The following is a 25,120-nucleotide window of genomic DNA, read 5'->3' as shown; positions in this document are numbered from 1 at the left end:
TTTTATGTATCTTTAATATACACAAAAGGGTTTAGGTCATTCCGAACAATTCGGAAGACCTAAACCAAAATTTGTAGTTTGGGTTAAGCTTATTTAAGCTCAACTTCTGCTCCAGCGTCTTCCAATTGACCTTTTAAAGCTTCTGCTTCATCTTTAGAAACACCTTCTTTAATGTTGCTTGGCGCATTATCAACTAATTCTTTAGATTCTTTCAAACCTAAACCAGTTAATTCTTTTACCAATTTAACAACTGCCAATTTAGAAGCACCTGCTGCTTTAAGAACTACGTCAAATTCTGACTGCTCTTCAGCCGCTTCAGCAGCACCTCCACCGCCTGCAGCAACTGCAACAGCAGCAGCAGCTGGTTCGATACCATACTCATCTTTTAATATTGTAGCTAATTCGTTAACTTCTTTTACTGTTAAATTAACTAATTTTTCTGCGAATTCTTTTAAATCTGCCATTTTCTATCGTTTTAATAATTTTAATAAAATATAATTTGTTTAAGTGCGTACTGATTTGATTATCCTTCTTTCTCGGATAATGTTTTGAGAATGCCCGCTAATTTACCACCACTTGATTTAAGCGCTGAAATAACGTTTTTAGCAGGAGACTGAAGCAATCCTACGATGTCTCCAATTAACTCTTCTCTTGACTTGATGTCGACTAATACATCTAATTGCTCATCACCAATGTAAATTGCTTCTTCAATAAAAGCTCCTTTAAGCAAAGGCTTATCAGATTTTTTACGGAATGCTTTAATTACTTTAGCTGGAGCGTTTCCAGTTTCTGAATACATTACTGAAGTGTTTCCTTTCAAGATTTTTGGAAGTTCTCCAAAATCTTTTACGGAAGCTGCCATAGCTTTCTCCAACAAGGTATTCTTTACGACCGCCATTTTAATACCTGCTTTAAAGCAAGCGCGACGTAATTCTGAAGTGTTTTTTGCGTTTAATCCAGAAATATCTGTTAAATAGATATGTGTATTATCCGCTAATTGAGCAGTCAACTCTTCAATAACTTGTGATTTTTCTTCTCTTGTCATAATATTAAAGTTTAACTACTAACCTATTTTAGTATCGATTGATATACTTGGACTCATGGTGCTTGACATATAAATACTCTTCATATACACACCCTTAGCTGCAACAGGTTTCATTTTGATTAGAGTGGTCAACAATTCGTTGGCGTTATCCAATAGTTTATCAGCAGTAAATGATGCTTTTCCAATTGGAGCGTGAACGATTCCTGTTTTATCAACTCTAAAGTCAATTTTACCAGCCTTTACTTCTGCAACCGCTTTGGCCACATCCATAGTTACTGTACCTGTTTTAGGATTTGGCATTAAGCCTCTTGGGCCTAATACTCTACCTAGAGGACCTAATTTACCCATGATTGCAGGCATGGTAACGATAACGTCAACATCTGTCCAACCACCTTTGATTTTCTCAAGGTATTCATCCAATCCTACATAATCAGCACCTGCATCCTTAGCTTCCTGCTCTTTGTCAGGTGTAACCAATGCAAGAACCTTCATGTCCTTTCCTGTTCCGTGAGGTAAAGAAACCACACCTCTTACCATTTGATTTGCTTTACGAGGATCTACTCCAAGTCTTACAGCGATATCCACTGAAGCGTCAAATTTAGTATAGGAAATTTCTTTTATTAAAGTTGTAGCCTCTTCAAGGGTATAAAGTTTAGTTTTATCAACTTTAGCTCTTGCCTCTTTTTGCTTTTTTGTTATTCTTGCCATTTCAAAAATTTTTAATTAGGTTTTTTACCAGTTACAGTAATACCCATTGATCTTGCTGTCCCGGCAACCATATCTATAGCTTTTGCTTCAGTAAATGCATTTAAATCTTGCATTTTATCTTCTGCGATTGCTTTAACTTGATCCCAGGTTACTTTTGCTACCTTCTTTCTGTTCGGTTCTCCAGATCCTTTTTTTACTTTGGCCGCTTCCATTAACTGTACTGCAGCTGGTGGGGTCTTAATAACGAAATCAAACGATTTATCCTTGAACACAGAAATAACAACCGGCAATACTTTGCCAGCCTTATCTTGAGTTCTAGCATTAAATTGCTTACAGAATTCCATGATATTAACTCCAGCAGCTCCTAAAGCGGGTCCTACCGGTGGCGATGGATTCGCTGCACCTCCCCGAACTTGTAGCTTAACTACTTTACTTAATTCTTTTGCCATTTTTTAATTTTTAGTGCACATCTTTTCATTGGAAGCCAAAAGACATACGATCTATTTGTAACAATTATTAAACTTTTTCAACTTGCATATAACTTAATTCCAATGGTGTTTTTCTTCCGAAAATTTTCACCATCACTTCAAGTTTGCGCTTTTCTTCATTTATTTTTTCGATAGTTCCATCAAATCCATTAAAAGGACCATCAATTACTTTGACGGTTTCTCCAATGGTGAAAGGAATAGCTGCGTTAGCATCTGCATCAACGGTAAGCTCATCCACTTTACCTAACATTCTGTTTACTTCAGATTGTCTTAACGGCACAGGATCACCTCCTTTTGTCTCCCCTAAAAATCCAATTACGTTAGTAATCGATTTAATAATGTGAGGAATCTCACCAGTTAGATTGGCTTGAATCATGATATAACCAGGAAAATAAACTTTCTCTTTGCTAATTTTTTTCCCGTTACGTATTTGTATTACTTTTTCAGTAGGCACCAAAACTTGATCTACATAATCTCCAAGACCCAAACGGGCGATTTCGTTATCTATATAGGTTTTGATTTTGTTTTCTTGACCACTTACAGCCCTTACAACATACCACTTTTTATTTCCACTAGTTTCAGACATTCTTTATTTGTATTTTACTTGATCCAGTCGAAATAAGCTTCGATAACTCCACTAAAAACTGTATCAACCCCCCAAATTGCCAAAGCAAATATGATAGAGAAAACAGCTACTACTATGGTTAAGCGCTGCGCTTCAGCCATTGTTGGCCAAGTTACATTGTTCTTTAATTCACCAAATGATTCTGAAATATAATTTACAAATCCTGCCATTACAGTTGTGTTTAATTTAAAATGAGAGCTTCAATTCTCTATTAACTTCATCTAAACCATTTCAAATTAAATGCTTTAAATTGCTCTGCACGGGTTGGGAGACTCGAACTCACGACACCTGGTTTTGGAGACCAGTGCTCTACCAACTGAGCTAAACCCGTATTATAAAAAGAAAATTATGATGAACATCGTTTTCTCTTTTATAATTTCCACTAATCAGCTCAAATATTGAGCTCACGTTTTAAGCGTGACAGATAAATATAAATCAAGGCATCCTGAAAAATCAAGACGCCTTAATGAATATTTAAATTATAATTAGTCTAAAATTTCAGTTACCTGACCTGCACCTACAGTACGTCCACCTTCACGAATCGCGAAACGTAAACCTACAGTCATTGCAATTGATTGGATCAATTCCACATGAATGGTAAGGTTATCTCCAGGCATTACCATCTCAACACCTTCTGGCAACGTGATCGTTCCAGTTACGTCAGTTGTACGTACGTAGAACTGAGGACGGTAGTTATTATGGAATGGCGTATGACGACCACCTTCTTCTTTTTTCAAGATATAAACCTCAGCTTTAAACTTAGCGTGTGGCTTAACAGAACCTGGCTTAACAATAACCATACCTCTTGAGATTTGAGATTTCTCAATACCTCTCAATAAGATACCTGCGTTATCTCCAGCTTCACCTCTATCAAGGATTTGACGGAACATTTCAATACCAGTTACAGTAGAAGTTAATTTCTCTGCACCCATACCGATGATTTCAACTGGATCTCCAGTTTTAGCAATACCAGTTTCGATACGACCTGTAGCAACAGTTCCACGACCAGTAATAGAGAATACATCTTCAATAGGCATTAAGAAAGGTTTATCAACTTCTCTCAATGGCTCTTCGATCCATTCGTCAACAGCTGCCATCAATTCCAATAATTTATCAACCCATTCTTGCTCACCGTTAAGTGCGCCTAAAGCTGAACCTTGAATAACCGGACCATTATCACCATCATACTGATAGAATGATAACAACTCACGGATTTCCATTTCAACTAATTCCAATAATTCTGGATCGTCTACTAAATCTACTTTATTCATAAATACAACCATTCTAGGAATACCAACCTGGCGACCTAAAAGGATATGTTCACGTGTTTGTGGCATTGGACCATCTGTTGCAGCAACCACAAGGATAGCGCCGTCCATTTGAGCAGCACCAGTAACCATGTTCTTTACGTAATCCGCGTGACCTGGACAGTCAACGTGAGCGTAATGACGATTTGCTGTTGCATATTCTACGTGTGATGTATTAATTGTAATACCTCTTTCTTTTTCTTCTGGAGCGTTATCAATTTGATCAAATGATCTTGCTTCTGAAAAACCTGCATCAGCTAATACTTTAGTAATAGCTGCAGTCGTAGTTGTTTTACCGTGATCCACGTGTCCAATAGTACCTATATTAAGGTGTGGTTTTGAACGATCGAAAGTTGCCTTTGCCATGTTTAATTTATTTTAATCTTAATTTATATTAGTGTTCAAAAATTTAATTTTGCTTATTTAAAAAGAGCCAATGACGAGAATTGAACTCGTGACCTCTTCCTTACCAAGGAAGCGCTCTACCCCTGAGCTACACCGGCGTTTGAGTTTGGTGGTTTCAGGTTCCTGATTTCAAGTTCAAAAAGTTGTAACAAGAAACTTGAAACTTATCCAGAATTGTAAATCCTATATCCTAAAACATCAGATTCACTCTTTGAGAGGGCCGGTCACGCATTGCGACGTGACAACATTTCACTCTTTTGAGCGAGACATCACATTTTTAGATGTGACGACACTCACTCTTTAAGTGGGTGATCACGCTTTTCGGCGTGACGACACTCACTCTTTGAGCGGGAGACCGGGTTCGAACCGGCGACATTCAGCTTGGAAGGCTGACGCTCTACCAACTGAGCTACTCCCGCAATTTTTATGGAAACCCTAAACGAGAATTTCCAAATTCCAATATTCAATGAACGTTTTCAAACTTTAGCTATTTAAACTTCAGTTTGAGATCCCTGCCTTCGCAGGAATGTTTTGTGGATTACCTCCCTTCGGTCGGTGATCCGTAAAGGTGATCCTTTACTAAAACTTTCAAAACACTACTTTACAAAAGCAAGCTTTTGACGGTAGCTTATTTAAAAGTTTTGTGGGGAGAGCAGGATTCGAACCTGCGAAGACGTAGTCAGCAGATTTACAGTCTGCCCTCGTTGGCCGCTTGAGTATCTCCCCAAACAATTTAAAACTCGAATTTTTAAAATCCCAATCTTAAATCTTACTTTCAATCTTTTAAAGAACAATTTCTCAAAATCCAATTACTTTGAGATTCCTGCCTTCGCAGGAATTTGGAGCCGATAGAGGGACTCGAACCCACGACCTGCTGATTACAAATCAGCTGCTCTAGCCAGCTGAGCTACATCGGCTTTTTATGAACTTTTGCTTCATTAAAAAAGCCCGCTATTTCTAACGGACTGCAAATGTAGAGATTTATTTTTTTATTCAAAACATTTTAAGAGAAATTTTTATCAAATATGTGATCTTAATTTCTCTTTTCGCCTTTTTAGCTGTCTTTCAAGGGAAGAAACTGCCATATCCACCCCTTCTTCAAATGTTTTACATTGTTTTTTCACCACAAAGCTATCTCCTGGAACGCTCACTCTGGCTTCAAATATTTTATTTTCCTTATCACTTGTGTTTTCGACTTTAAGATAGACATCTGATTGGATGACTTTATCATAAAACAAATCTAACTTATCCATTCTTTTTTGAATGAAGTCGATCAACTTCTTGTCTGCTGTAAAGTTAACTGATTGCGTGTTTACTTTCATCTGTTCGATTTTTTAATAAATTAAGAGCATAAAACCATTAAAGTTCTATGCTTTCATTTGGTTAGACACTAGTTATTATTTTTACTTCTCGGATGCGCATTGGCATACACTTTTTTTAATTCAGCTATACTATTATGTGTATAAACTTGGGTCGCCGCTAGGCTGGAATGCCCTAACAATTCTTTAACGGCATTTAAATCAGCTCCTTGGTTAAGTAAGTGAGTTGCAAATGAGTGCCTCAATATATGCGGACTCTTTTTCACTTTGCTAGAAGCCATACTAAAATACTCATTAATAACTCTGTAAACAAGTGTTTCATATATTTTTAACCCTTTTTTAGTTAAAAACAAATATTCACTGTCTTCAATTATTTCTAATTCATTTCTTAGCTGCAAATAATTATTTGCAGTGGTCACTACACTATCAATTAGCGGAACAAAACGCTCTTTATTTCTCTTGCCCAGAACCTTTAACGTTCTATTGGATAAATCCAAGTCTTTTAGTTTGATTTGAATGAGTTCTATGCGCCTAATCCCTGTAGCATAAAAAAGCTCTACGATAAGCCGATTTCTCAATCCCTCAAAGTCAGTTTCCAATTCTAGAATTTGGATAACCTCCTCCATTTCCTTTTGTGAAAATGGTATCTGTACCTTCTTAGTGGTTTTTAAAGCTTTGTGTTTGGATAAAGGGTTCGCTTTAATTGTTTCTGTTTTCATCAGAAATTTAAAATAAGAATTGAGGGATGACACCTTTCGATTTATACTTCTATTGGAGATTTCTTGTTCTACAAGAGAAACAATCCAACTTCTTATTTGCGAGTAATTGACGTTTTGAATGGTTTTAGAGTCATAGTCATCATTGACGAATACTGAAAAACTCTCAAGATCCGTGAGATAAGCCTTCACGGTCAATTTTGAATATTTTTTTTCGTGAAGGAGGTATTCCGTAAAAAACAAGAATTGTGATTTCACTTCTGACATTAATGAGCACATTTAGATTTGGTTCATTAAATATAGGACAAAAAAAATTCCTGCGGTTGCAGGAATCTCTTTTTATTTGATTTCAAAATTACAATTATACGTTTTCTCGATCTCTTAAACCTTGAATGTATTGTGCTTTTTGAAACGAAGCTCTATTTAGAACAGAAGGCTTGTCAAACTGCTTGCGCAACTGTAATTGACGTTTCGTGCCAGTTTTATCAAACTTACGTTTGTAACGCTTTAACGCTCTATCTATATTTTCTCCTTCTTTAATTGGTATTATTAACATAGTGTCTTGACCTCCTCTCTTTTAGAATTTTCAGGCTGCAAATATAAAAAGTATATTATAATTTACAATTAAAATTATAAAAATAATTAATTGGAAATTTAACAGCTCTAAAACCACTAAACCAAAGTGAAAAAAGTACTTACATTTTTAAGTTAGTCCTTATATAAAGAAGATCGCTTGGTAAGATCCTGAATCAACTTTTCATCTTCCTCACTTTCCAACAAGGTATTATAGTTTCTCCAGAAGTCCTTATTATAAGGCTTTACGGCGAAAATATCCGGGTCCCAAGGTTGTCTAAGAGCCATTTCAATTTGTTCTGGATCAAGAATGATCTCAGTGAACAACAATTCCTGGACCGTATAGTAAAAGCGCTCGTCAGTATTGGCATCCGGAGCATTCACTTCCCCTGGCTTGGTTGGCTTATAACCAACATTCACCAATTTTGGAGTTTCATAATACAGATAGTTAGGATACATCTTATCCTGATATTCCCTAAAGGTCATTATTAACTTATGGTTGATTTTCGTATCGAAAAGCGTTTTACTTCTGCTCTTTTGAGCATCTGACGCAGCAATTAATTCGTACTCCAATTTTTTGATAGCATAATTGTCATAATAAATATACAGCCAACCTTTCGCGTGATAACCATCATTATAAATCCCTTTGGTTTCAAGATTTACATACTTATGACTTTCTGAAATCTCAATTTTATAAATCTTTCTATCATCATCAACTAAAATGGTATCTAACCTAAATTGGTGTCTGTCCAAAACATCTTCTCCAAACAAAGCACGATTGTTATTAGCGTTTCTTAAAATATTCAATTTGCTTTCAAAAAGATTTTGAAGCCCATTGATTCTGGTATCGTTCCATTTAATTGCTTTTACCAAATTAGAAGTTTTTATAGTATCCCTTCTTAAATTTCTTGCCATGAGGTTTCCTCTATTGGCTTTTTCTTTAAGATATGCCGTGTAGGTGAGCAAGCTGTCTACATCACGTAAATCATAACTTTTTCTTACTTGATCTACATTTATCTTAAGATTGGATGCCGCAGATGACATATAACTGGAGTCATAAACAGTAATCGCACTTTCAATGAGCCATTTAAATTCTCGTCGGTTACGTTCTTTATGACGTAAAAACCCTTTTTGAAGATAAGGCGTTTCAGGCATATTTACTGGCAATCTTTCAAGAGCCTTCAGTACGATATCATTCGCCGTTTTTGGTCTGTTTTCTGCTATTAATACTATTTCGTCTAAAGAAGCTATATCCTCTTCCAAGTAAATTTCTTGAGTATTATCAAACTCATTTACGGGAGTTTTGAAACTTTTATATCCGATGGACGAAATAACTAAAGTGTCGTTTTCGAATTGATTAGGAACTAACAACACAAATTTTCCATCGGCATTACTTACGGTTCCGATGGTTGTGTTTTGGACATAAATGCTGGCACTCTCGATGGGCATCAAGGTGCCAAAATCAGAAATTTTATTTTTGACTTCCTTTTGAGAAAAGACTGAAAAAGAAAAAAAGCAAATTGATAACGTCAGTAGGTATTTGAAATAATTGACTTTCATGTTCAGGATGTAGATTAGTTAGATATCAGATTTACACTATTTTTAAATCATGATTAAAGCCAATTTGGGGTTTTTAGCTAAAACAATGAGCAAATTTATTAGATCACAGGTTTTTAAAAGTTTGTTAACAATCACCAATTTAGTACAATTGGGTCAAATTCTCACCAAAATGGTGATCAAAATACTTACGTTGCCAGTTTATAGCATTTTTATCAATTACCATTTTAGCGCCATTGGAATGAATTTTCGCCAAAATGATGATCAAAATACTTACGTCGCTGGTTTATAATCCTTTTTATCAATCACCATTTTGGCATAATTGGGGTGAATTTTCGCCAAAATGATGATCAAAATACTTACGTCGCTGGTTTATAATCCTTCTTATCAATCACCATTTTAGCGCCATTGGAATGAATTTTCGCCAAAATGATGATCAAAATACTTACGTCGCTGGTTTATAATCCTTCTTATCGATCACCATTTTAGCGCCATTGGAATGAATTTTCGCCAAAATGATGATCAAAATACTTACGTCGCTGGTTTATAATCCTTCTTATCGATCACCATTTTGGCGATGATTTCTCTCAAAATCTCAGAAGTACCTCCTCCGATGGGACCTAATCTACTATCCCGTAGCAAACGTGCCATTGGATAATCTTCCATATATCCATATCCACCTAAAAACTGGAGACAGCCATAAATAACCTCATCGGCCATTTTAGTGGAATGTAATTTGGACATGGTGGCTTCTTTGACCACATATTCTCCTTTGTTCAAACGATAGGCTACAGAATAATTAAATTCTTTACATATTTCCATGTCGGTATAAAAATCAGCGACCTTATGGCGTAAAGCTTGAAATTTATCTATCGTTTTACCAAAAGCGGTGCGCTCAGACATATATTGAATGGCGTACTCAAGGGCAAATTCTGCCCTAGCGTGAGAGTTGATACCCATAATCAACCTTTCTAAAGCGAAATGTTGCATGATGTATGGAAATCCTTTGCCCTCTTCTCCCATAAGTTGATCGGCAGGAATGATGACATTATCAAAAGCAATCTCTCCAGTGTCTGACGCTCTCCAACCTAATTTATCAAGTTTGGTTGCTGAGATTCCGGGAGTATCTCTATCCATAACAAAAATACTCATGCCGTTATGCCCCGCCTCAGGATCAGTTTTGGCAGCGACAACTAAATAATCGCTATAGATACCATTTGTAATGAAGGTTTTAGAACCATTAATCACATAGGTATCGCCTTTCTTTTCAGCAGTGGTACGCATACCTGCAACATCACTTCCACCAAAAGGTTCAGTAATACACAGACAGCCAATTTTATCTCCTGTAATACTTGGCGCTAAATATTTTTCTTTTATTTCATGACTGCCTTCTTTGTTGAGATGCGTCATGGCAAGATAAGCGTGTGCCCACATGGCAGCTGCAAAGCCACCAGAATTAATTTTCTGTAATTCTTCAAGAAAAATAACGGTATAAAATAAATCGAGATCCATTCCGCCATAAGCTTCAGGATAATTAATACCGAAAAAGCCCATGTCGCCAAATTTTTTCCATATAAAGCGTTCAATGGTTCCTGTTTTTTCCCATTTATCAATATGGGGAACGACTTCTTTCTTTAAAAAATCCTGTAAACTTTGTCTAAAAAGTTGATGTTCTTCTGTGAAGTACATGCTGTTCATATATTATATTTTTCAATTAATTCAGGGTCAAATATAACTTAATTATCTCGAATTTTTGGATTGGAAACTTTTTAACTTTTAATAGCTCATCGAAAGAATTGAAGCCATCTCGAAGAGTTCTTTGCTCAATAATATAATGCGCAATCTCATAATCAATATGCTGAATAGTGACCAACTGGTCTTTTGTAGCGCTGTTGAGACTTATCTTCTCCACCAATCTGGGTGTTTTTACTGCAAAATCATTAGTGATACGCTCTATCACTTCTGGCGTCAATCCGTAAATATCCTGAAGTTGGATTTCTGAGATGAAACCACCCTTAAACTTATTTCGATATTTGACAATATTTCCCGATAGCTTTTCGCCAACGCCGTTCACTTTTTGCAATTCTTGGGCTGAAGCTTTATTCAAATCGATTTTTTGCTCATAAGTTTTTGAACCATATCCTTTTTGATTTGGATGTTTGGAGTAATCCACCCAATTAGCTTTGGGTTTTGGATCCGTAACCCATTCGGGAAATTGAAATAATTGCGAAAGTGCATCCAGCAAAGAATCTGAAACTTTGGTTACCTCCTGAAATTGTTTGGCAGAATTGATCCATTGGTCTTTTTTTCTGAATTCCAATAATCGGTCTATTTCCACTGTGGACATTCCAAGAGTGTAGCCTTTGAAATCTGTGATGTAATTTGGATTGAATGGAAATACTTTTGGTTTGTTCTTATCTATCTCTACTCTTTTTAGTGAATCAACTTGTTGTCTGAATCTATCCAACGTTTTTGTATCTGGCTGTGCGCTTTCCGAAGAAAAATCTACAAAGGCATAAATGCATTGAAAAACAACGATGAGAATAGCCAATAAAAAAATCCCATTCCGTTGACTGTTAGAAAACTTGAAATGGGATTTATATGCCATGATGTTTTTTTATTTATGAGGCTCCTGCTTTTTATAAAGTAGATTAGCCTTTAGTTTTTTAACGTAAGAATCCAGGTCAATTTTGACCTCTTTTGACATAATGTACAATCCGATTATATTAGGGAAAGACATCGCAAGAATCATCATATCAGAGAAATCCAGAACAGCACCTAAACTGACTGAAGCACCTATCACCACAAAAACCAAGAATAACATTTTATAGATGAACTCAATTTTTTTGCTTTTTCCAAATAAGTATGTCCAAGCTCTCATCCCGTAATAAGACCAAGAAATCATGGTTGAGAATGCAAATAAGAAAACAGCCAATGCCAATACATAAGGGAACCAAGAGATTTGACTACCAAAAGCATCTGACGTTAATTGTGCACCTGCCATTCCTTCTACCTCGTGCATTCCTGTAAAAATCAATACCAATGCCGTTAATGTACAAACTACAACCGTGTCAATAAATGGCTCCAATAAAGCCACAAAACCTTCTGATGGAGGATTATTTGTTTTTGCGGTACTATGTGCAATCGCTGCAGAACCTACACCAGCCTCATTTGAGAATGCTGCACGTTGGAAACCAATCACCAAAACACCTATGACACCACCTTTTAAAGCCGAAGGGCTAAATGCACCATCATAGATGGCAGCGAATGCAGGCCCTACGTTTTGGATGTTCATGATAATCACTGCCAATGCTGCAACAATATATATGGAAGCCATTATTGGCACTACCTTTCCTGTAACTTTAGCAATACTACTGATACCACCTATAATAACTACCCCAACCAATACCGCTGTAACGATTCCAAACCAAAATCCGTGACCTACCAACACTGGAAATTGACCAGCTAACTGTTCAAAAGATTGGTTGGCCTGAAACATATTTCCACCTCCAAAAGAGGCACCAACAGCTAAGACTGCAAATAAGCCGGCCAGAACTTTACCCAAACCTTTCATTTGTCTTTTTTCAAGTCCATAGCGCAAATAATTCATGGGACCACCAAACACACGGCCATCTGGTAAAATATCTCTATATTTTACACCTAAAGTACATTCTACAAATTTTGTGGACATCCCCAAAATTCCGCAAACAATCATCCAAAATGTTGCTCCTGCACCACCTAATGAAATTGCTACCGCAACGCCTGCAATATTCCCCAAGCCAACGGTGCCAGAAACTGCTGTAGCCAAGGCTTGGAAATGAGTTACTTGACCAGGTGCATCAGGATCATCATATTTTCCACGAGCTAAATCAATGGCGTGTCTAAAGCCCCTGAAATTTATAAAGCCCATTCTCAAAGTAAAAAACAAAGCTCCCAAAACCAACCATATCACAATGAATGGGATCGGTTTTGTCAATGGATCGCCGTTTGGATGCGTTAAAACCAACGGTTTGTCATATACAATTTGACCAAAAAAGTGAGCGCCTTGCTCAATGATATGTTTTTTATTTTCAGAATTATAAATGGTTTCCCCTGCAGCAGTAAGATGTTTCAGTTCACCCCGAGCGGATGCGAGTATGGTAATCTCCTTTCCCTGATTGTCTGTTATAATTGCAACGGGATCATCTTTGGTCACTCGAGCACCTTCTGGCTGAAGCCATTCCTTAAGGATATATTTGTTCTCTATCTCATTTGTCCAATCTGGAACACCTATTTGTTTAACATCAGCATATACAACAGGATCATATACTCCTATTGTCGCAAATGGATCCCAAAATAAAATAGCGCCTAAAGCGGCCACTGCAGGGGTCATTGTTCCATTAAATACTTCTGTAATTGCTTGGGTTTTTACCGTATGTACCACGGTTTTTGTATCTCCAACCGCATCCGTAATGATCTCGGTATACGGCACTCCCTCAGTCAAACCGACAGCCTCACTGGAACTTAAAGGTGTACTTTGATTGCTCCATCTGTAAGTGTATGGTGGGACACCACCTGATGCGGTGATTTTAATAACCCCGTCATTTATTTTGTCTGAAGGATTAAATGCTTCTCCTTTAATATCAAAATCTTGAGCGAAAATTAAAATTGGTAATAATGTACTAAATAGGGAAAGAAGATACTTCTTCATAGGTGGATTTTAGTTAGTTATTAATAATTGGTTAAAAAACACCACAAGATGCTAAAAAAAAATGATTTTTTAAAGATTTGGTTGTTAAAATGAAAAACAGAACAATCGATGTTAAAAATTAAAATGGATATTTAAATTTAGCGGTTTTATAATTAGGCGGTTACGATATATAATAGGAATTAAATTTGTGCATCAAACTAACGGTAGCATGAAATTATATCGATGTATAGATGGTTATGAGAAAACCTATAACTCATATTATAAGTCAAAGACAGAGGAACGCTTTGTGTAGATTAAATCTTTGATACGCATCCAGAATGCAATAAACAAATACAAGGCAAATCCAAAACCAAGCGTTACGAAGGTGAGGTACATAAATGATGTCCTGACTACTTTGGCTCTAATCCCCAATCGGTCTGCAATACGCTGACATACGTAGTAACCCCGTTTTTGAAAATACAATAAGGATCTATAAAATATATTCATATTGCAAAATACTCATTATTTATTAAATAAAACCAGTTACTGTCTCGCTAAAAGCGAATTTCCAATAGCACAAGCCATGCATCTATTCTTGTCACAATATTCTGTTTTAAGCTGAATCAGGGCCTGAGATGTCAAAGCAGAATCTGAAATAGGCTTTAGCGTGTTGAAAGCTTTGATGATGGCATTTTGTTCAGAAGCAATTTTTTGCGCCATCAAAAGACAAGATTCCGAGGCTGGTTTACCTTGATGTTGCAAATAACAAAACCTTAACGGAAGGACGGTATTGATCAACAACAAATCAATGAAGCTTTTGGTCAACGATTTATTTGAATCTCGAGATGATTTTTCAAAAGTGAAATGGGTTTTCCAAAACTCAGAAGTGCCAACTTCAAACAAATCATACAAATCTTCGATAGTATCTGCAGCCATTAATTTTGTAAACAAATTAGCATGCTCGTGATAAAGCATTGCCAATTGCGACAATCTTATGGTAGGAAAATTTGGTGGCCGTAATCTAAAAAACTGAAGTGGAATGACTTCATCGTTTGACAAATTAAATTTCTGCCTTATAAATTGGTATTCTTTAGATAGGTTTTGAAAATATCCATTTTCGATAGGTGCATCCAATAATCCTGATTGACCAAAAAACAAAGCTTCCAATTGAAGTGGTTGTGATTGCATTTTTCTGACCACTGAAAAATCGAAAGAATTAGCCATACTGAAAAACGCATCCCCGTTCACTTTTAATCCGAAGTTTTTAGCCAAAAGTTTAAATAAAATCCCTTCCCAATCATTTTTTGATGACTCTAACAAGACTTCAATGGTACTTGATTTTCTCTCAAGCCGTTCAATATACAAGCGTTCTAACCAATTGGAGATCACAAAATCATCAACTTCAGCAAAGTCCATTTCGCAATTGATCCATTTGTGAGGTGACATCAACAGTCTTTGATAAATCTTGAATACATTGGCGTGGATTAAATGCTTTAATTGTAAGGTAGGAATTATGGAATTGTCCTTTCTGAAGATATCCGTGTCATGTTCATACACAACATGCAGAATGACATTGTCATACGCACAATCCACTTCATGGTTATGGACGTACCAATCACTCGACTTTATGTGGATTTCAACGTTTCCAGCCCATAATTGTCCATCTATTTCAAGTTGAGCATTAAAAAAATCCGGACCGCTATTTAAATTTGGATGTCCATTGTTATGCAAAGCAATAGCTTCACCCGCCGTTGTTTTTAAGTTGGAGGTGTCAAATTTCTTAAATTGCCACACGTAATGTAGGAAAGTCTCTTGCATATCCCTAAAAATAAGACAATTACGAATCGCTTTTACATTGGTAAACGGATATTTTTAAACAGTAAGAAGTTGAGATAAGATAAAAGAGTTACTGCTCAATACTTTCAGCATGGAAACTTTCAAGTTCACCTTCAGAAATAGACACAGTTATTTGAATAGGATTGCAGCAGACTTCACAGTCTTCTACATAACTTTGATGTGGGACAGAATAATCAATAAGCATTGAAATATCTTCCCAACAATGAGGACATTGAAAAAAATGTTCTTCCATAATGCTCCTAATTTATATGCTCAAGCTCTTCGTGTACAGACTCCCACTCTGCCATTAACTTTGAAAGCTTTTTCTTTTTCATTTCGTATTGTTCAAAAAACTTAGGATCTGCAACCGTTTTATCATAATTAGCGGCTAATGCAGCGTCCATCGTTTTAATGTCCTTTTCGTGCTGGCTTATCTTGGCTTCTACGTTGCTTAACCTATTATTCAAAGATTTTAATTTCTTTTGATCTTCATAGGTCTGTTTATTGGTTTCTTTAGGTTCAACTTTAACTACATCGCGTTTTTCGACCTCTCTTAAATTTTCAACATTCCGCTGGTCCAAATAAAAATCAATATCACCTAAATACTCCTTAATTTTTTGATCTTTAAACTCGTACACACTTTTTGTTAAGCCTTGTAGAAAATCTCTATCATGCGACACCAAAATCAAAGTGCCTTCAAATCTTTTCAACGCTTCCTTCAATACATTCTTAGATTTTATATCCAAGTGGTTGGTAGGCTCATCCATTACCAACACATTAAAAGGCTGCAATAATAATTTCGCCAAAGCCAATCGATTCCGTTCCCCTCCAGAAAGCACTCGTACGTATTTCTCGGCCTCTTCACCTCTAAAAAGAAAAGACCCCAAAATATCACGCACTTTGCTCCTGTTCTTTTCATTGGCAGCATCAATCATGGTGTCCAAAACTGTTTTGCTCCCATCCAAATATTCGGCTTGATTTTGGGCAAAATAACCGATTTGCACATTATGACCGAGTTTTAAATGGCCTTCATGTTTCAATTCTCCAACTATAATTTTAGCTAAAGTGGATTTTCCTTGACCGTTCTGACCGACAAAAGCAATCTTGCTTTCGCGTTCCACATTTAGATCAATATTTTTAAGTACTTGTAAATCGCCGTATTTTTTTGAAATTTGATGTGCTTCAACCACAACTTTTCCTGGAATGACAGATACGGGAAAATTAAGAGTCATCACGCTATTATCATCTTCATCCACCTCAATCCGATCCATACGATCCAATTTTTTAATGAGCGATTGCGCCATGGTTGCTTTGGAAGCCTTCGCTCTAAACTTTTCGATCAGTTTTTCAGTCTGCTCGATTTGTTTTTGCTGATTTTTTTGCGATGCCAATTGCTGTGTCTTCAGTTCATTCCGAAGCACTAAATATTGAGAGTATGGTTTTTTATAATCATAAATTCTTCCAAGTGAAATTTCAATGGTACGATTGGTCACATTATCCAAGAACATCTTGTCATGCGATACAATCACTACCGCACCAACATAATTCTTTAAAAAACTTTCTAGCCAAATAATCGATTCAATATCCAAGTGGTTGGTAGGCTCATCCAAAAGCAGGATGTCATTGTTTTGAAGTAGTAATTTGGCAAGTTCAATACGCATACGCCATCCACCCGAGAAAGTATCCGTAAGTTTATTAAAATCCTCACGTTTAAAACCCAAACCTTGAAGAATTTTTTCAGTTTCTCCTTGATAGTTATACCCTCCGATAATTTCGTATTGGTGCTGGATATCGCTTACATCTACCATCAGTTGATGATAAATATCACTTTCATAATCTGTGCGCTCCACTAATTGATGGTTGATATGATCAATCTTAGTCTCCAATTCCTTTATTTCCTTGAATGCCTCATAGGCCTCTTCAAGTACGGTCCTGCCTAAAACAAAATCAATATCCTGTTTCAAAAAGCCAAAGCTCAAATTTTTGTCGGCGGCAATTTGCCCCGTGTCTGGTTCCATTTCTTTAGAAAGGATCTTGAGCATGGTCGATTTTCCCGCTCCATTTTTGCCGATGAGACCGATTCTGTCGCCAGCACCGAGCATAAAGGTGAGGTCTTCAAAAAGGTATTCTCCCTGAAAAGAAATAGAAAGATTGTGTACGTTGAGCATTATTTGTAGGATTGTTTCAAAACATTGGTTTTAAAAACCTTAATTTTGTTTTTTATTTGAAAATGCAAAAGTAATCAATTACCATGATAAATAAAGGAAGTAAGTTATATAGTATTTTAACCGGTAAATGTCCAAAATGCCATGAAGAATCTATGTACGTTAATCCAAGCCCTTTCGCTTTGATGGACATCTTGAAAATTCGTGAAAGATGTAGTAACTGTAATACGAGATATCGTATGGAACCATCATTCTTCTTTGGTGCCATGTACGTTAGCTACGGTGTTGGCGTGGCTTTTTCAGTTGCGGCATTTGTAATATGTTATCTTATTTTAGGATTAACTTTAACCACTTCATTTATTGCAATTATAGTGACGCTCATTGTTTTTATGCCATTTATTATGCGTATATCAAGAAACATATGGATCAATCTCTTCATGAATTACGATGAGAGCCTAGCTAAAAAAGCTAAAAAATAATTCAATATTGAATTTTTACCTACAATCTTAATGAACTTTTGATGATTTTTAAGATTGAAAACGCTTGATATCTACTTCGGCGTCCAGAGGCACTCGGTTTTCCAAATGCAAAAACAACTGTTTCGCTACATAAGGCCCAATCATCACACCACGCGTTCCCAGTCCGTTCAGGATGGCGACGTTGTTGTACTTTGAATGCGTACCAACAAGAGGCCTTCTATCTTTAACAGTGGGTCGAATGCCCGCCACTTGATTGACCACTTCATACTTACAATTGATGAAACTTTTTAATTTGTCCAGTAATTCGATTTTAGCGTCTTCGGTGATGTCATGGGTCTTGTCTTCCCAATGGTAGGTCGCACCCACTGAATAACAATCGTCAAATTCAGGAACCACAAACACTGAAGATTTTAGAATAAACTCCATTCTTAGATCGGGTGCTTTGATGGTCAAGACTTCACCTTTCGCCACATTCAGTGGGAGCTCTCCAAAAAACGGATTTCCAACCATTCCAAATCCCTCAGCAAACACAATAAATTTAGCTTTAACATTTTTATAGCTAAGGTTATTCTCCTGAATGGATAATAAAGAATAATCAAAAGTTTCATCGCTGTAGCTATTGATTGTTTTTAAATAGAGCTTGTAATGCTTTAATAAAGTTGATGTATCAATACGGCCGGTTTCACGTACTTCGCCAAAACCATAAGGAGCATCTATTGCGGGGTTATCATTTTTGATAACCATTGGGGAGAGAAAATTTTCAAGTCCAGATTTATCCGATGCATTGAACCAATCATTCTGTTCTTCAACTGATGCAAATCGTCTATAAACAGGCAGCTTGTAATCTAATTTAACACCCAATAAATTTTCCAAATCTTCATAAAAATGGAAGGCCATTTCTAATTGCTCCTTAGCTTTCCATACTGCGGTAAAACGCTTTAATATAACCGGGTTATATAAACCCGCAGCGACTACTGAAGATTGTTGGGATTGATCATCGAACACCACAAATGATTTATCATGTGCCCTAAGTTCTTCGCAAAAAGAGATGCCTGCCAATCCGCATCCTACAATGATATAATCGACTTCTTTCATAGTATCAAAAATATAGAAGTTTTAGTGATTATGAGAAAATATTTTTAAACCTGTTATGATGCATTCCAAAAACATTTTTCATGCATTTAGTCCAACTGCCCGTAAAAAAGGGACGAAATAAAAAACGCCCACTTAAAAAAGTGAGCGTTTCATGTATATTAATGAGCATTTATTAATATGCCCACATATCTTGTTCAAAATCTCTGATCTTATCCTTGATACGATCAGACTCCAAGAGCTGCATTAGTGCATTGTCAGCAACGTATGTACTAACTTCTCTATCGCCATAAACGTTTTCTTCTTTATACATATATCCATTAAAACGTCTTGAATTCAGCAAATGGTCAAACGAAAAAGGCATCGCGCTATTTTTGTTATTAAAGGCTTTAGCTTCATGCAAGATTTGTCTTGCTTCTGGATAAAATACCCAAAATAATGCAATAGGTTCTTTATTTGCCTCATCATCAGAGTCAATAAAGTTAACATCGGCTGCAGCAGGAGCGATTCCTAAAAGTCTGTATTTCAATTCACCTTGACGTTTATCAAAATACCATAATCCTTTTATAAGGTAAGCAGTAATATCATAGGATTGAATATCTCTCTTGATGATATATTCTGGAGATACAAATCCTTCTGAATTGTACTGTGTATATCCAATATCCAAAGTGTCTGTTTTTGACATAATGGATTGAATATCTCTTGGCTGACGTTTTGTGGTAAAATAGGAATCGTCATAAACGTTTTCAATTTTTCCATCTCTTACGTTTTTCCATAAGACGTCAAATAAAGAACGTCTATTGGCGCCAATATTATTGGTGTCTATTGGATAATACAACGGGAAATTGACGCGCTCATCAAGAACAACTTTTTCCCAAGTCATTTTTGAAAACATGATATCCCTATCATCAACATAACCGTATTCAAGCGGTCTGTCATTATCCAATGCCTTTTGCGCCTCAGATTTTACACCAATTTCTTCGGGTGTCTTTGCGTTGAGCAAATTGGTTTGACCAACTGAACTCATTGCCAACCCCATACTTAAAACGGTTAATAAACAATATTTTAATTTCATCTTTTTAATTATTATTTGGGACATTAATATCTTGATGTATCCAACGTGACAATTGTTCCTAAATTATATTAGTTTGATATTTCAATAAATACTGGTGACGCAGGAAGCAATTTAATACTGCTATTTCCTTTAATCTCAGATTTAATTTCAAAGATCTGTACACCGTCACCTCTAGAGGCTTTACGCAATGCACTTCTTGCTTGATCATTCATTTTATTCCCGTTTACGGTAACCGTTGGTTGACCAGGAACTTTAATCTTGAATGACGTCACATTGATATCTAAATCGAAATCGAAATCAAATAATTTAGCGTTAACAGTTGCGATTTCCACGTTGCTCTTTGGCAAACTCACGTTATCAGCTTGACCTGCAATAGTACCAGAAGGTTTTGGAATGTCCTTGATTCTAAAGGTAGATTTATCACTCACTTTAGAGCCATCAGGAAGTGTACCTGTAACGTTGATCGTCACATCTTTCCCTGAAGTTGGTCTCATAACATACTTACCTGAACCTGATAGCTTGTTTAAACCTGGAGCTGATGCAGAAACATTATTATCTGATACTCCCGCAAATGAAATGGTCATTGGGTTGTCAACACCTCTATACACCACATTCATCTTATCTGCTGAAATAGTAGCAGAATTTGGTTTTGGAACTACAGCGTACTTACTAGTAATAGGAATCTCAACGATATCATTACCTTCTTTAAATTGCATCGTTCCAGTAATGTCACGCTCCCCTACAGCACCTGCAGGAAAATCTAACACCACTTGTCCTTGTTCGATATTATCTAATTGTCTACCATTAATAACAATCTTCTCAAAATTAAGAGTATTGTCAAAACGGCCTAAAACAACTTTTCCTTTAAAATTCTCACCACTAAAGAATGCGGTTTTATCAGGAATTACAATTGCTGAATAGTTCTTCATTGACAATTGCTTTACTTGCTCACCTGCCAACATATTTGATAACACTTCAGACTCTATTGTTTTAACATCGGCCTGCATTTGCGTTAGCTTAGTTAAAGACGCTACCATTGGAAAACCTTCAAAATGATAAGTTAACCATCCTTTTTTGATTCCCTCATTGGTCGTTTCGTCATTGGTTTCGAATTTCTTAGCGATATCATCCTGGATATCCTTATTGTCCTCGCCCAAGATCTGAATAACACCTTCTCTATACGTTTTGATGTTATCTATAAACTCCTGACCAGCTTTAGTCATTTTATCACCGTTGAACCATTGCTCATCAAGGAAATCGGTTCTATCCATTTCCTCGTAATTTTTTGGATCTTTAACGGATTTCAATAACCCAGCTTTAACGGATTCTATATAAGAATAGAAATCTGTTGAAAGTTTATCAATAGCATCTGCCTTTGCTTTTATTGGTTGGTATTTACCTGGTTGCTCTTCAGCCTTTGCCGCTAAACCATCCATAAATGCAGCGTTGCGAACCGCAGCCGATGCATTAGAATCAGTGATTCTTTCGTTCATTAACCCAAATGCTGAAAGCACTTCTTTGGACATATTAAGTGCCATCATTGCGATAAACACCAAATACATAAGGTTAATCATTTTTTGTCTTGGGGATAATTTTCCTCCTGCCATTTCTAAATAGTTTTTAGTTGTTGATTTGGTTTCGTTCTACTAATTCCTAGTTAGCTCTGTTCATTGCAGAAAGCATTCCACCATAAACACCATTTAATGATGATAGGTTAGAGGCTAAAGATTGCATTTGATCTTTTAGTTTAGTGGCATTTTCCACAGCTTCTTCGTTAATTGCAGCTTGACGACTTGCAGAATCCATCTGAACTTTATAAAGACTGTTCAAAGATTCCATTTGAGCCGCAGCCAATGACATTTCTTCACCGTACTTTCTTGTAGCAGCCATAGAATCAACCGTTGGACTGATTCCTTTTGCAGCACCTTCAAAATTTTTGATACTGTTGCCTAAACTTGCCATTAACTCGCCATCAATTTTGGCATCTTTAAGTAATTGATCCAATTTCTTAGATAAAAGACCTTCAGCATCTTTTGGTTGCTCTTTCTTTAAGTTTAAGGATTGACCCCCTGCTAATTCAGGATATACCAACGACCAATCTAAGTCGTCATCAATTGGTTCAAAAGCGGAGACTGCGAATACAATGGACTCGGTAATTAAACCTACGATAAGCATTGTGTTACCATAAGGCCAGTGCATAATTTTAAAAAGTGCACCAAGGATTACAATTGCGGCTCCTAAGCCATAAGTCATAACCATAATTCTTTTTCGTGTTCTTGATTGTGCCATAATGTTTGTTTTTAGTTGAGTTAAAATAAGTAGATTAAAATTTAGTTTTGGTTGTTAAAATTTTTAGTTAGGATTGGTAGCTGCATTAGCAGTAATATCTGTACCCATATAATCCTGTACAGTTCTGAAACCGATATAACTACGAGCCGAGTCAGCATATTCATAATCCCTGGAACTTACTTGTAAGAAATACGCAACATCTTTCCAAGAGCCACCTCTTACAACTTTACGTTGGTTGTTTGGATCATTGACGTTAGGGTTAATGGTGGACATGTACTCATAAGACGCTGGGTCATAAGATCCCTGTACCCATTCTGAAACGTTTCCAGCCATATTATAAAGGTTGTAATCATTTGGTTCGTAAGATTTTGCCTCAACAGTATATAATGCCATATCTGCAGCATAATCACCACGCAACGGTTTGAAGTTTGCTAAGAAGCAACCTCTATCGTTCTTTGCATAAGGACCACCCCAAGGGAATGTTGCACCTTGCAGACCTCCTCTAGCGGCATATTCCCACTCAGCTTCAGATGGTAACCTAAATGAGTTTACGTTTGGCTTCCCTTTGCTTTTTTGATGCGCATTTTTATACAATGTTCTCCAGTTGGTAAACGCATTGGCTTGTTTCCATGAAACACCAACAACAGGGTAAGCACCGTAAGCCTCATGCCAGAAATAATCATTGTGCATTGGTTCATTATATGAATAAGCGAAATCTCTGATCCACGTTGTAGTGTCTGGATAAATTTCAACCTCTTCTGTAATCAAGACGTCCTTACGTTTCAAGTTTCTATTCTTAGCAGCCTTTTGGATATCCATATAGGTGTATTGGAACTTGAATTTCTTAACATCCCAAGTGCGTTGACCATTGTAAGACTCCTCCAATGGCAAGTACATCGTGTCCATAACCTCAGCATAGTATTCATCTGGATACTTGTTGGTGTCAAAAATCAACTTAACGTTTTTGTTCAATGGGCGACCTTCATAACCTGTAGGGCCTAAACCACTATAGTTATCGTACATGTACTTTTCATACACGGTCATGTTATCTGGGTCTGCATCCTTAAATGCAAACTCTCCGGTACCTCCATCTCCTGGGGTCAGACCAAAATCATCTGCGATAATCGCCAATTTTGTTCTAATGGTAGAATCTCTTACCCAGTTAACAAACTGACGGTACTCACTATTTGTGATTTCAGTTTCGTCCATGTAAAAGGCTCTTACTGTAACAGTTTTGGTTGGGGCATCTTGGATTCCTGCCAAGTCATCATCAGATTTACCCATAATGAAAGATCCTCCAGGGACAAGGGCCATTCCATAAGGTTTTTCTGGATGCCATTTCTTTCCTTTAACTCCTACCAGTTCTCCTCTGTCTCCAGAATTACAACTAGCCAATAGAGCTAAAACAGCGGTTAATAAAGCGAACTTCTTCATATTCATATAAACTCGAGGTTAAATTATTTAGTCTTTAATGTTCAGTTAGATATATTTGAGGGAGTAAACATATCTATATATTTTTTAAAAAACAATTTTTTTTGCATTTTTTTTGCATTTCATCCTAAAAAGGATGCGTTTCATCGAGGAAACACCTCGTAACTTAGCCTATTAAAAACTATTCTTCCTGTAGGCCTTGTACCATCTCTCAGGTATTTTCCCTTGTGTAGCCTCTTTGTAATCCTCATGCATGCAAGGTAATAACGTATGTTTTTTTAATTTATTATTGAGTTCTGATAAAAAGGGAATTTCGATCCACCAGCGACCTGTTTTGATGCTCTTGTAAAAAATAAGCTCATCATCATCAATTAACACGTTGAATTTCTGATAGTTTATGTCATCATTTAACGGATCTTCGTTAACCCTACAATTTACCCCTTCAATAAAATACCATAATATTTGGGCGACAAGCATTGCAGTAATATGATCTTCTTTTGAATGTTGATATTCATAAACTCCAAAAGATGACACCTTATTACTGATACCTGCATATCTTGCAATGGCGCATATTTCCTTTCCGTCCAATCCGTTTGGCGAATATTTTTGTTTTGAAGATAGTTCAGAAGCCTTTACCGACTTTAAATCGACACTCACAATGTGGGCATCTCTCATGACCGGTTCTACAAGATTTATGGACTTTGACACCTCTCCTAAACGATAGGCTTCAAAATGGAGTTTCTCCATCAGGTCTATCTCCTCTTGCGAATTGAAATAAGTCTGGTAGCCAACGGTGGAATAGTTGAACAGATTATAAGGTTGTTCTAAAATGATCTTTCCCAAATAGCTATTGTTCTTTATAGGTAAGGCAGAATCTCCCAAATCAAAATTACTATCTACATTAACAATATTGACCATGGGCAAAATACCATCGTAGGCTCTATAATTAGGATAGGTCAAATCTTGACTTCCACCCAATATAACAGGAATGATCTTCTTTTCGAGCAGTATGGAAATTGTGGTACGGAGCGCAAAATAAGTATCCTCAACGCTATCGCCCTTACGAATATCACCCAAATCTGCCATAGTGGTATGCCAATTGCCTGGGAACAAATCGTAAAAGACCTTCCTTATAGTATCTAACTGCACGTCAGATCCCATATAATTGACATCGTTTCTATTTTCAAGAACACCTATAATGGCGATCTTTACATTGTCTAGATCCGGAATTCCATTCTTATTGGAATGAATCTTCAGTTTCTTACCTAATGCTTGTGGCGACAAAAGCTCATTATGAGCTAAAATCTCATCAGAAACTGGCGACAAAAAATTAAAGGTCAT

25 protein-coding genes and 5 tRNA genes are annotated in these 25,120 nt (G+C 36.5%); 1 reads left to right on the top strand and 29 read right to left on the bottom strand.

What is annotated here, in order from left to right; translation table 11 throughout:
• Window positions 1-89: 89 nt before the first annotated feature.
• The 23 genes from rplL to ESZ48_RS07095 form a co-directional block, all read right to left on the bottom strand.
• Window positions 90-464 carry a 50S ribosomal protein L7/L12 gene (gene rplL / locus ESZ48_RS07205; protein WP_129016661.1) on the bottom strand — a complete coding sequence of 125 codons (375 nt, stop codon included), beginning with the start codon at window positions 462-464 and terminating at the stop codon, window positions 90-92.
• A 59-nt stretch (window positions 465-523) separates the two neighbouring features.
• Window positions 524-1,045, bottom strand: a complete 522-nt coding sequence (rplJ, locus tag ESZ48_RS07200; protein WP_129016660.1) for a 50S ribosomal protein L10 — start codon at window positions 1,043-1,045, stop codon at window positions 524-526.
• 18 nt (window positions 1,046-1,063) lie between these two features.
• On the bottom strand, window positions 1,064-1,753 hold the full coding sequence (gene rplA, locus ESZ48_RS07195) for a 50S ribosomal protein L1 (protein ID WP_129016659.1): 690 nt from the start codon (window positions 1,751-1,753) through the stop codon (window positions 1,064-1,066).
• Between the two features lie 11 nt (window positions 1,754-1,764).
• The gene (rplK, locus tag ESZ48_RS07190) at window positions 1,765-2,202 is read right to left on the bottom strand and encodes a 50S ribosomal protein L11 (RefSeq protein ID WP_129016658.1); all 438 of its coding nucleotides are present in this window, start codon (window positions 2,200-2,202) and stop codon (window positions 1,765-1,767) included.
• A 67-nt stretch (window positions 2,203-2,269) separates the two neighbouring features.
• The gene (nusG, locus tag ESZ48_RS07185) at window positions 2,270-2,827 is read right to left on the bottom strand and encodes a transcription termination/antitermination protein NusG (protein ID WP_129016657.1); all 558 of its coding nucleotides are present in this window, start codon (window positions 2,825-2,827) and stop codon (window positions 2,270-2,272) included.
• A 14-nt stretch (window positions 2,828-2,841) separates the two neighbouring features.
• The gene (gene secE / locus ESZ48_RS07180; RefSeq protein ID WP_129016656.1) at window positions 2,842-3,036 is read right to left on the bottom strand and encodes a preprotein translocase subunit SecE; all 195 of its coding nucleotides are present in this window, start codon (window positions 3,034-3,036) and stop codon (window positions 2,842-2,844) included.
• Window positions 3,037-3,124: 88 nt separating this feature from the next.
• Window positions 3,125-3,197: transfer RNA gene (locus ESZ48_RS07175), tRNA-Trp, on the bottom strand.
• Window positions 3,198-3,351: 154 nt separating this feature from the next.
• Entirely contained in the window at window positions 3,352-4,539 is a 1,188-nt protein-coding gene (gene tuf, locus ESZ48_RS07170) for an elongation factor Tu (protein ID WP_129016655.1), read from the bottom strand.
• Between the two features lie 65 nt (window positions 4,540-4,604).
• Window positions 4,605-4,676 (bottom strand) — tRNA-Thr (locus ESZ48_RS07165).
• 248 nt (window positions 4,677-4,924) lie between these two features.
• Window positions 4,925-4,997: transfer RNA gene (locus ESZ48_RS07160), tRNA-Gly, on the bottom strand.
• A 225-nt stretch (window positions 4,998-5,222) separates the two neighbouring features.
• Window positions 5,223-5,304: transfer RNA gene (locus ESZ48_RS07155), tRNA-Tyr, on the bottom strand.
• Between the two features lie 114 nt (window positions 5,305-5,418).
• Window positions 5,419-5,495: transfer RNA gene (locus ESZ48_RS07150), tRNA-Thr, on the bottom strand.
• A 102-nt stretch (window positions 5,496-5,597) separates the two neighbouring features.
• Window positions 5,598-5,900 carry a ribosome hibernation-promoting factor, HPF/YfiA family gene (hpf, locus tag ESZ48_RS07145; RefSeq protein WP_129016654.1) on the bottom strand — a complete coding sequence of 101 codons (303 nt, stop codon included), beginning with the start codon at window positions 5,898-5,900 and terminating at the stop codon, window positions 5,598-5,600.
• 68 nt (window positions 5,901-5,968) lie between these two features.
• Entirely contained in the window at window positions 5,969-6,880 is a 912-nt protein-coding gene (locus tag ESZ48_RS07140; RefSeq protein WP_129016653.1) for a tyrosine-type recombinase/integrase, read from the bottom strand.
• Between the two features lie 94 nt (window positions 6,881-6,974).
• A complete protein-coding gene (rpsU, locus tag ESZ48_RS07135; RefSeq protein ID WP_129016652.1) occupies window positions 6,975-7,169 on the bottom strand; it encodes a 30S ribosomal protein S21 in 195 nt (64 codons plus the stop codon).
• Window positions 7,170-7,321: 152 nt separating this feature from the next.
• A complete protein-coding gene (locus tag ESZ48_RS07130) occupies window positions 7,322-8,746 on the bottom strand; it encodes a carboxypeptidase-like regulatory domain-containing protein (RefSeq protein ID WP_129016651.1) in 1,425 nt (474 codons plus the stop codon).
• Between the two features lie 528 nt (window positions 8,747-9,274).
• A complete protein-coding gene (locus ESZ48_RS07125) occupies window positions 9,275-10,441 on the bottom strand; it encodes an acyl-CoA dehydrogenase family protein (protein ID WP_129016650.1) in 1,167 nt (388 codons plus the stop codon).
• 16 nt (window positions 10,442-10,457) lie between these two features.
• Window positions 10,458-11,351, bottom strand: a complete 894-nt coding sequence (locus ESZ48_RS07120; protein WP_129016649.1) for a ComEA family DNA-binding protein — start codon at window positions 11,349-11,351, stop codon at window positions 10,458-10,460.
• 9 nt (window positions 11,352-11,360) lie between these two features.
• Window positions 11,361-13,433, bottom strand: a complete 2,073-nt coding sequence (locus ESZ48_RS07115) for an amino acid carrier protein (RefSeq protein ID WP_129016648.1) — start codon at window positions 13,431-13,433, stop codon at window positions 11,361-11,363.
• Between the two features lie 258 nt (window positions 13,434-13,691).
• Complete coding sequence (locus ESZ48_RS07110; RefSeq protein WP_129016647.1) at window positions 13,692-13,919, bottom strand: PspC domain-containing protein; 228 nt, start codon at window positions 13,917-13,919, stop codon at window positions 13,692-13,694.
• 36 nt (window positions 13,920-13,955) lie between these two features.
• Complete coding sequence (locus ESZ48_RS07105; protein ID WP_129016646.1) at window positions 13,956-15,230, bottom strand: DUF2851 family protein; 1,275 nt, start codon at window positions 15,228-15,230, stop codon at window positions 13,956-13,958.
• A gap of 88 nt (window positions 15,231-15,318) precedes the next feature.
• A complete protein-coding gene (locus tag ESZ48_RS07100; RefSeq protein ID WP_129016645.1) occupies window positions 15,319-15,501 on the bottom strand; it encodes a CPXCG motif-containing cysteine-rich protein in 183 nt (60 codons plus the stop codon).
• Between the two features lie 7 nt (window positions 15,502-15,508).
• On the bottom strand, window positions 15,509-17,416 hold the full coding sequence (locus ESZ48_RS07095; protein ID WP_129016644.1) for an ABC-F family ATP-binding cassette domain-containing protein: 1,908 nt from the start codon (window positions 17,414-17,416) through the stop codon (window positions 15,509-15,511).
• A gap of 83 nt (window positions 17,417-17,499) precedes the next feature.
• Between ESZ48_RS07095 and ESZ48_RS07090 the strand changes: the two genes are divergently transcribed.
• Window positions 17,500-17,892, top strand: coding sequence for a DUF983 domain-containing protein (locus ESZ48_RS07090; protein ID WP_129016643.1), 393 nt, complete (start codon window positions 17,500-17,502; stop codon window positions 17,890-17,892).
• Window positions 17,893-17,940: 48 nt separating this feature from the next.
• Here the strand turns inward: ESZ48_RS07090 and ESZ48_RS07085 are convergent, their stop codons facing one another.
• From ESZ48_RS07085 to ESZ48_RS07060, 6 genes are all read right to left on the bottom strand, one after another.
• On the bottom strand, window positions 17,941-18,987 hold the full coding sequence (locus tag ESZ48_RS07085) for an NAD(P)/FAD-dependent oxidoreductase (protein WP_129016642.1): 1,047 nt from the start codon (window positions 18,985-18,987) through the stop codon (window positions 17,941-17,943).
• A gap of 172 nt (window positions 18,988-19,159) precedes the next feature.
• A complete protein-coding gene (gene porN / locus ESZ48_RS07080) occupies window positions 19,160-20,059 on the bottom strand; it encodes a type IX secretion system ring subunit PorN/GldN (protein WP_129016641.1) in 900 nt (299 codons plus the stop codon).
• Window positions 20,060-20,127: 68 nt separating this feature from the next.
• Window positions 20,128-21,666 carry a type IX secretion system motor protein PorM/GldM gene (gene porM, locus ESZ48_RS07075; RefSeq protein ID WP_129016640.1) on the bottom strand — a complete coding sequence of 513 codons (1,539 nt, stop codon included), beginning with the start codon at window positions 21,664-21,666 and terminating at the stop codon, window positions 20,128-20,130.
• A 46-nt stretch (window positions 21,667-21,712) separates the two neighbouring features.
• Window positions 21,713-22,348 (bottom strand): type IX secretion system motor protein PorL/GldL, encoded by a 636-nt coding sequence (gene porL, locus ESZ48_RS07070; protein WP_129016639.1) that lies wholly within the window; start codon window positions 22,346-22,348, stop codon window positions 21,713-21,715.
• A 63-nt stretch (window positions 22,349-22,411) separates the two neighbouring features.
• On the bottom strand, window positions 22,412-23,782 hold the full coding sequence (porK, locus tag ESZ48_RS07065; RefSeq protein ID WP_190246220.1) for a T9SS ring complex lipoprotein PorK/GldK: 1,371 nt from the start codon (window positions 23,780-23,782) through the stop codon (window positions 22,412-22,414).
• Window positions 23,783-23,953: 171 nt separating this feature from the next.
• Window positions 23,954-25,120: a formimidoylglutamase gene (locus ESZ48_RS07060; RefSeq protein WP_129016637.1), complete on the bottom strand. Its 1,167-nt coding sequence runs from the start codon at window positions 25,118-25,120 to the stop codon at window positions 23,954-23,956.

This window comes from Gelidibacter gilvus (assembly GCF_004115975.1).
Lineage (GTDB): Bacteria > Bacteroidota > Bacteroidia > Flavobacteriales > Flavobacteriaceae > Gelidibacter > Gelidibacter gilvus.
This window is presented reverse-complemented; position numbering and strand designations above follow the sequence as displayed.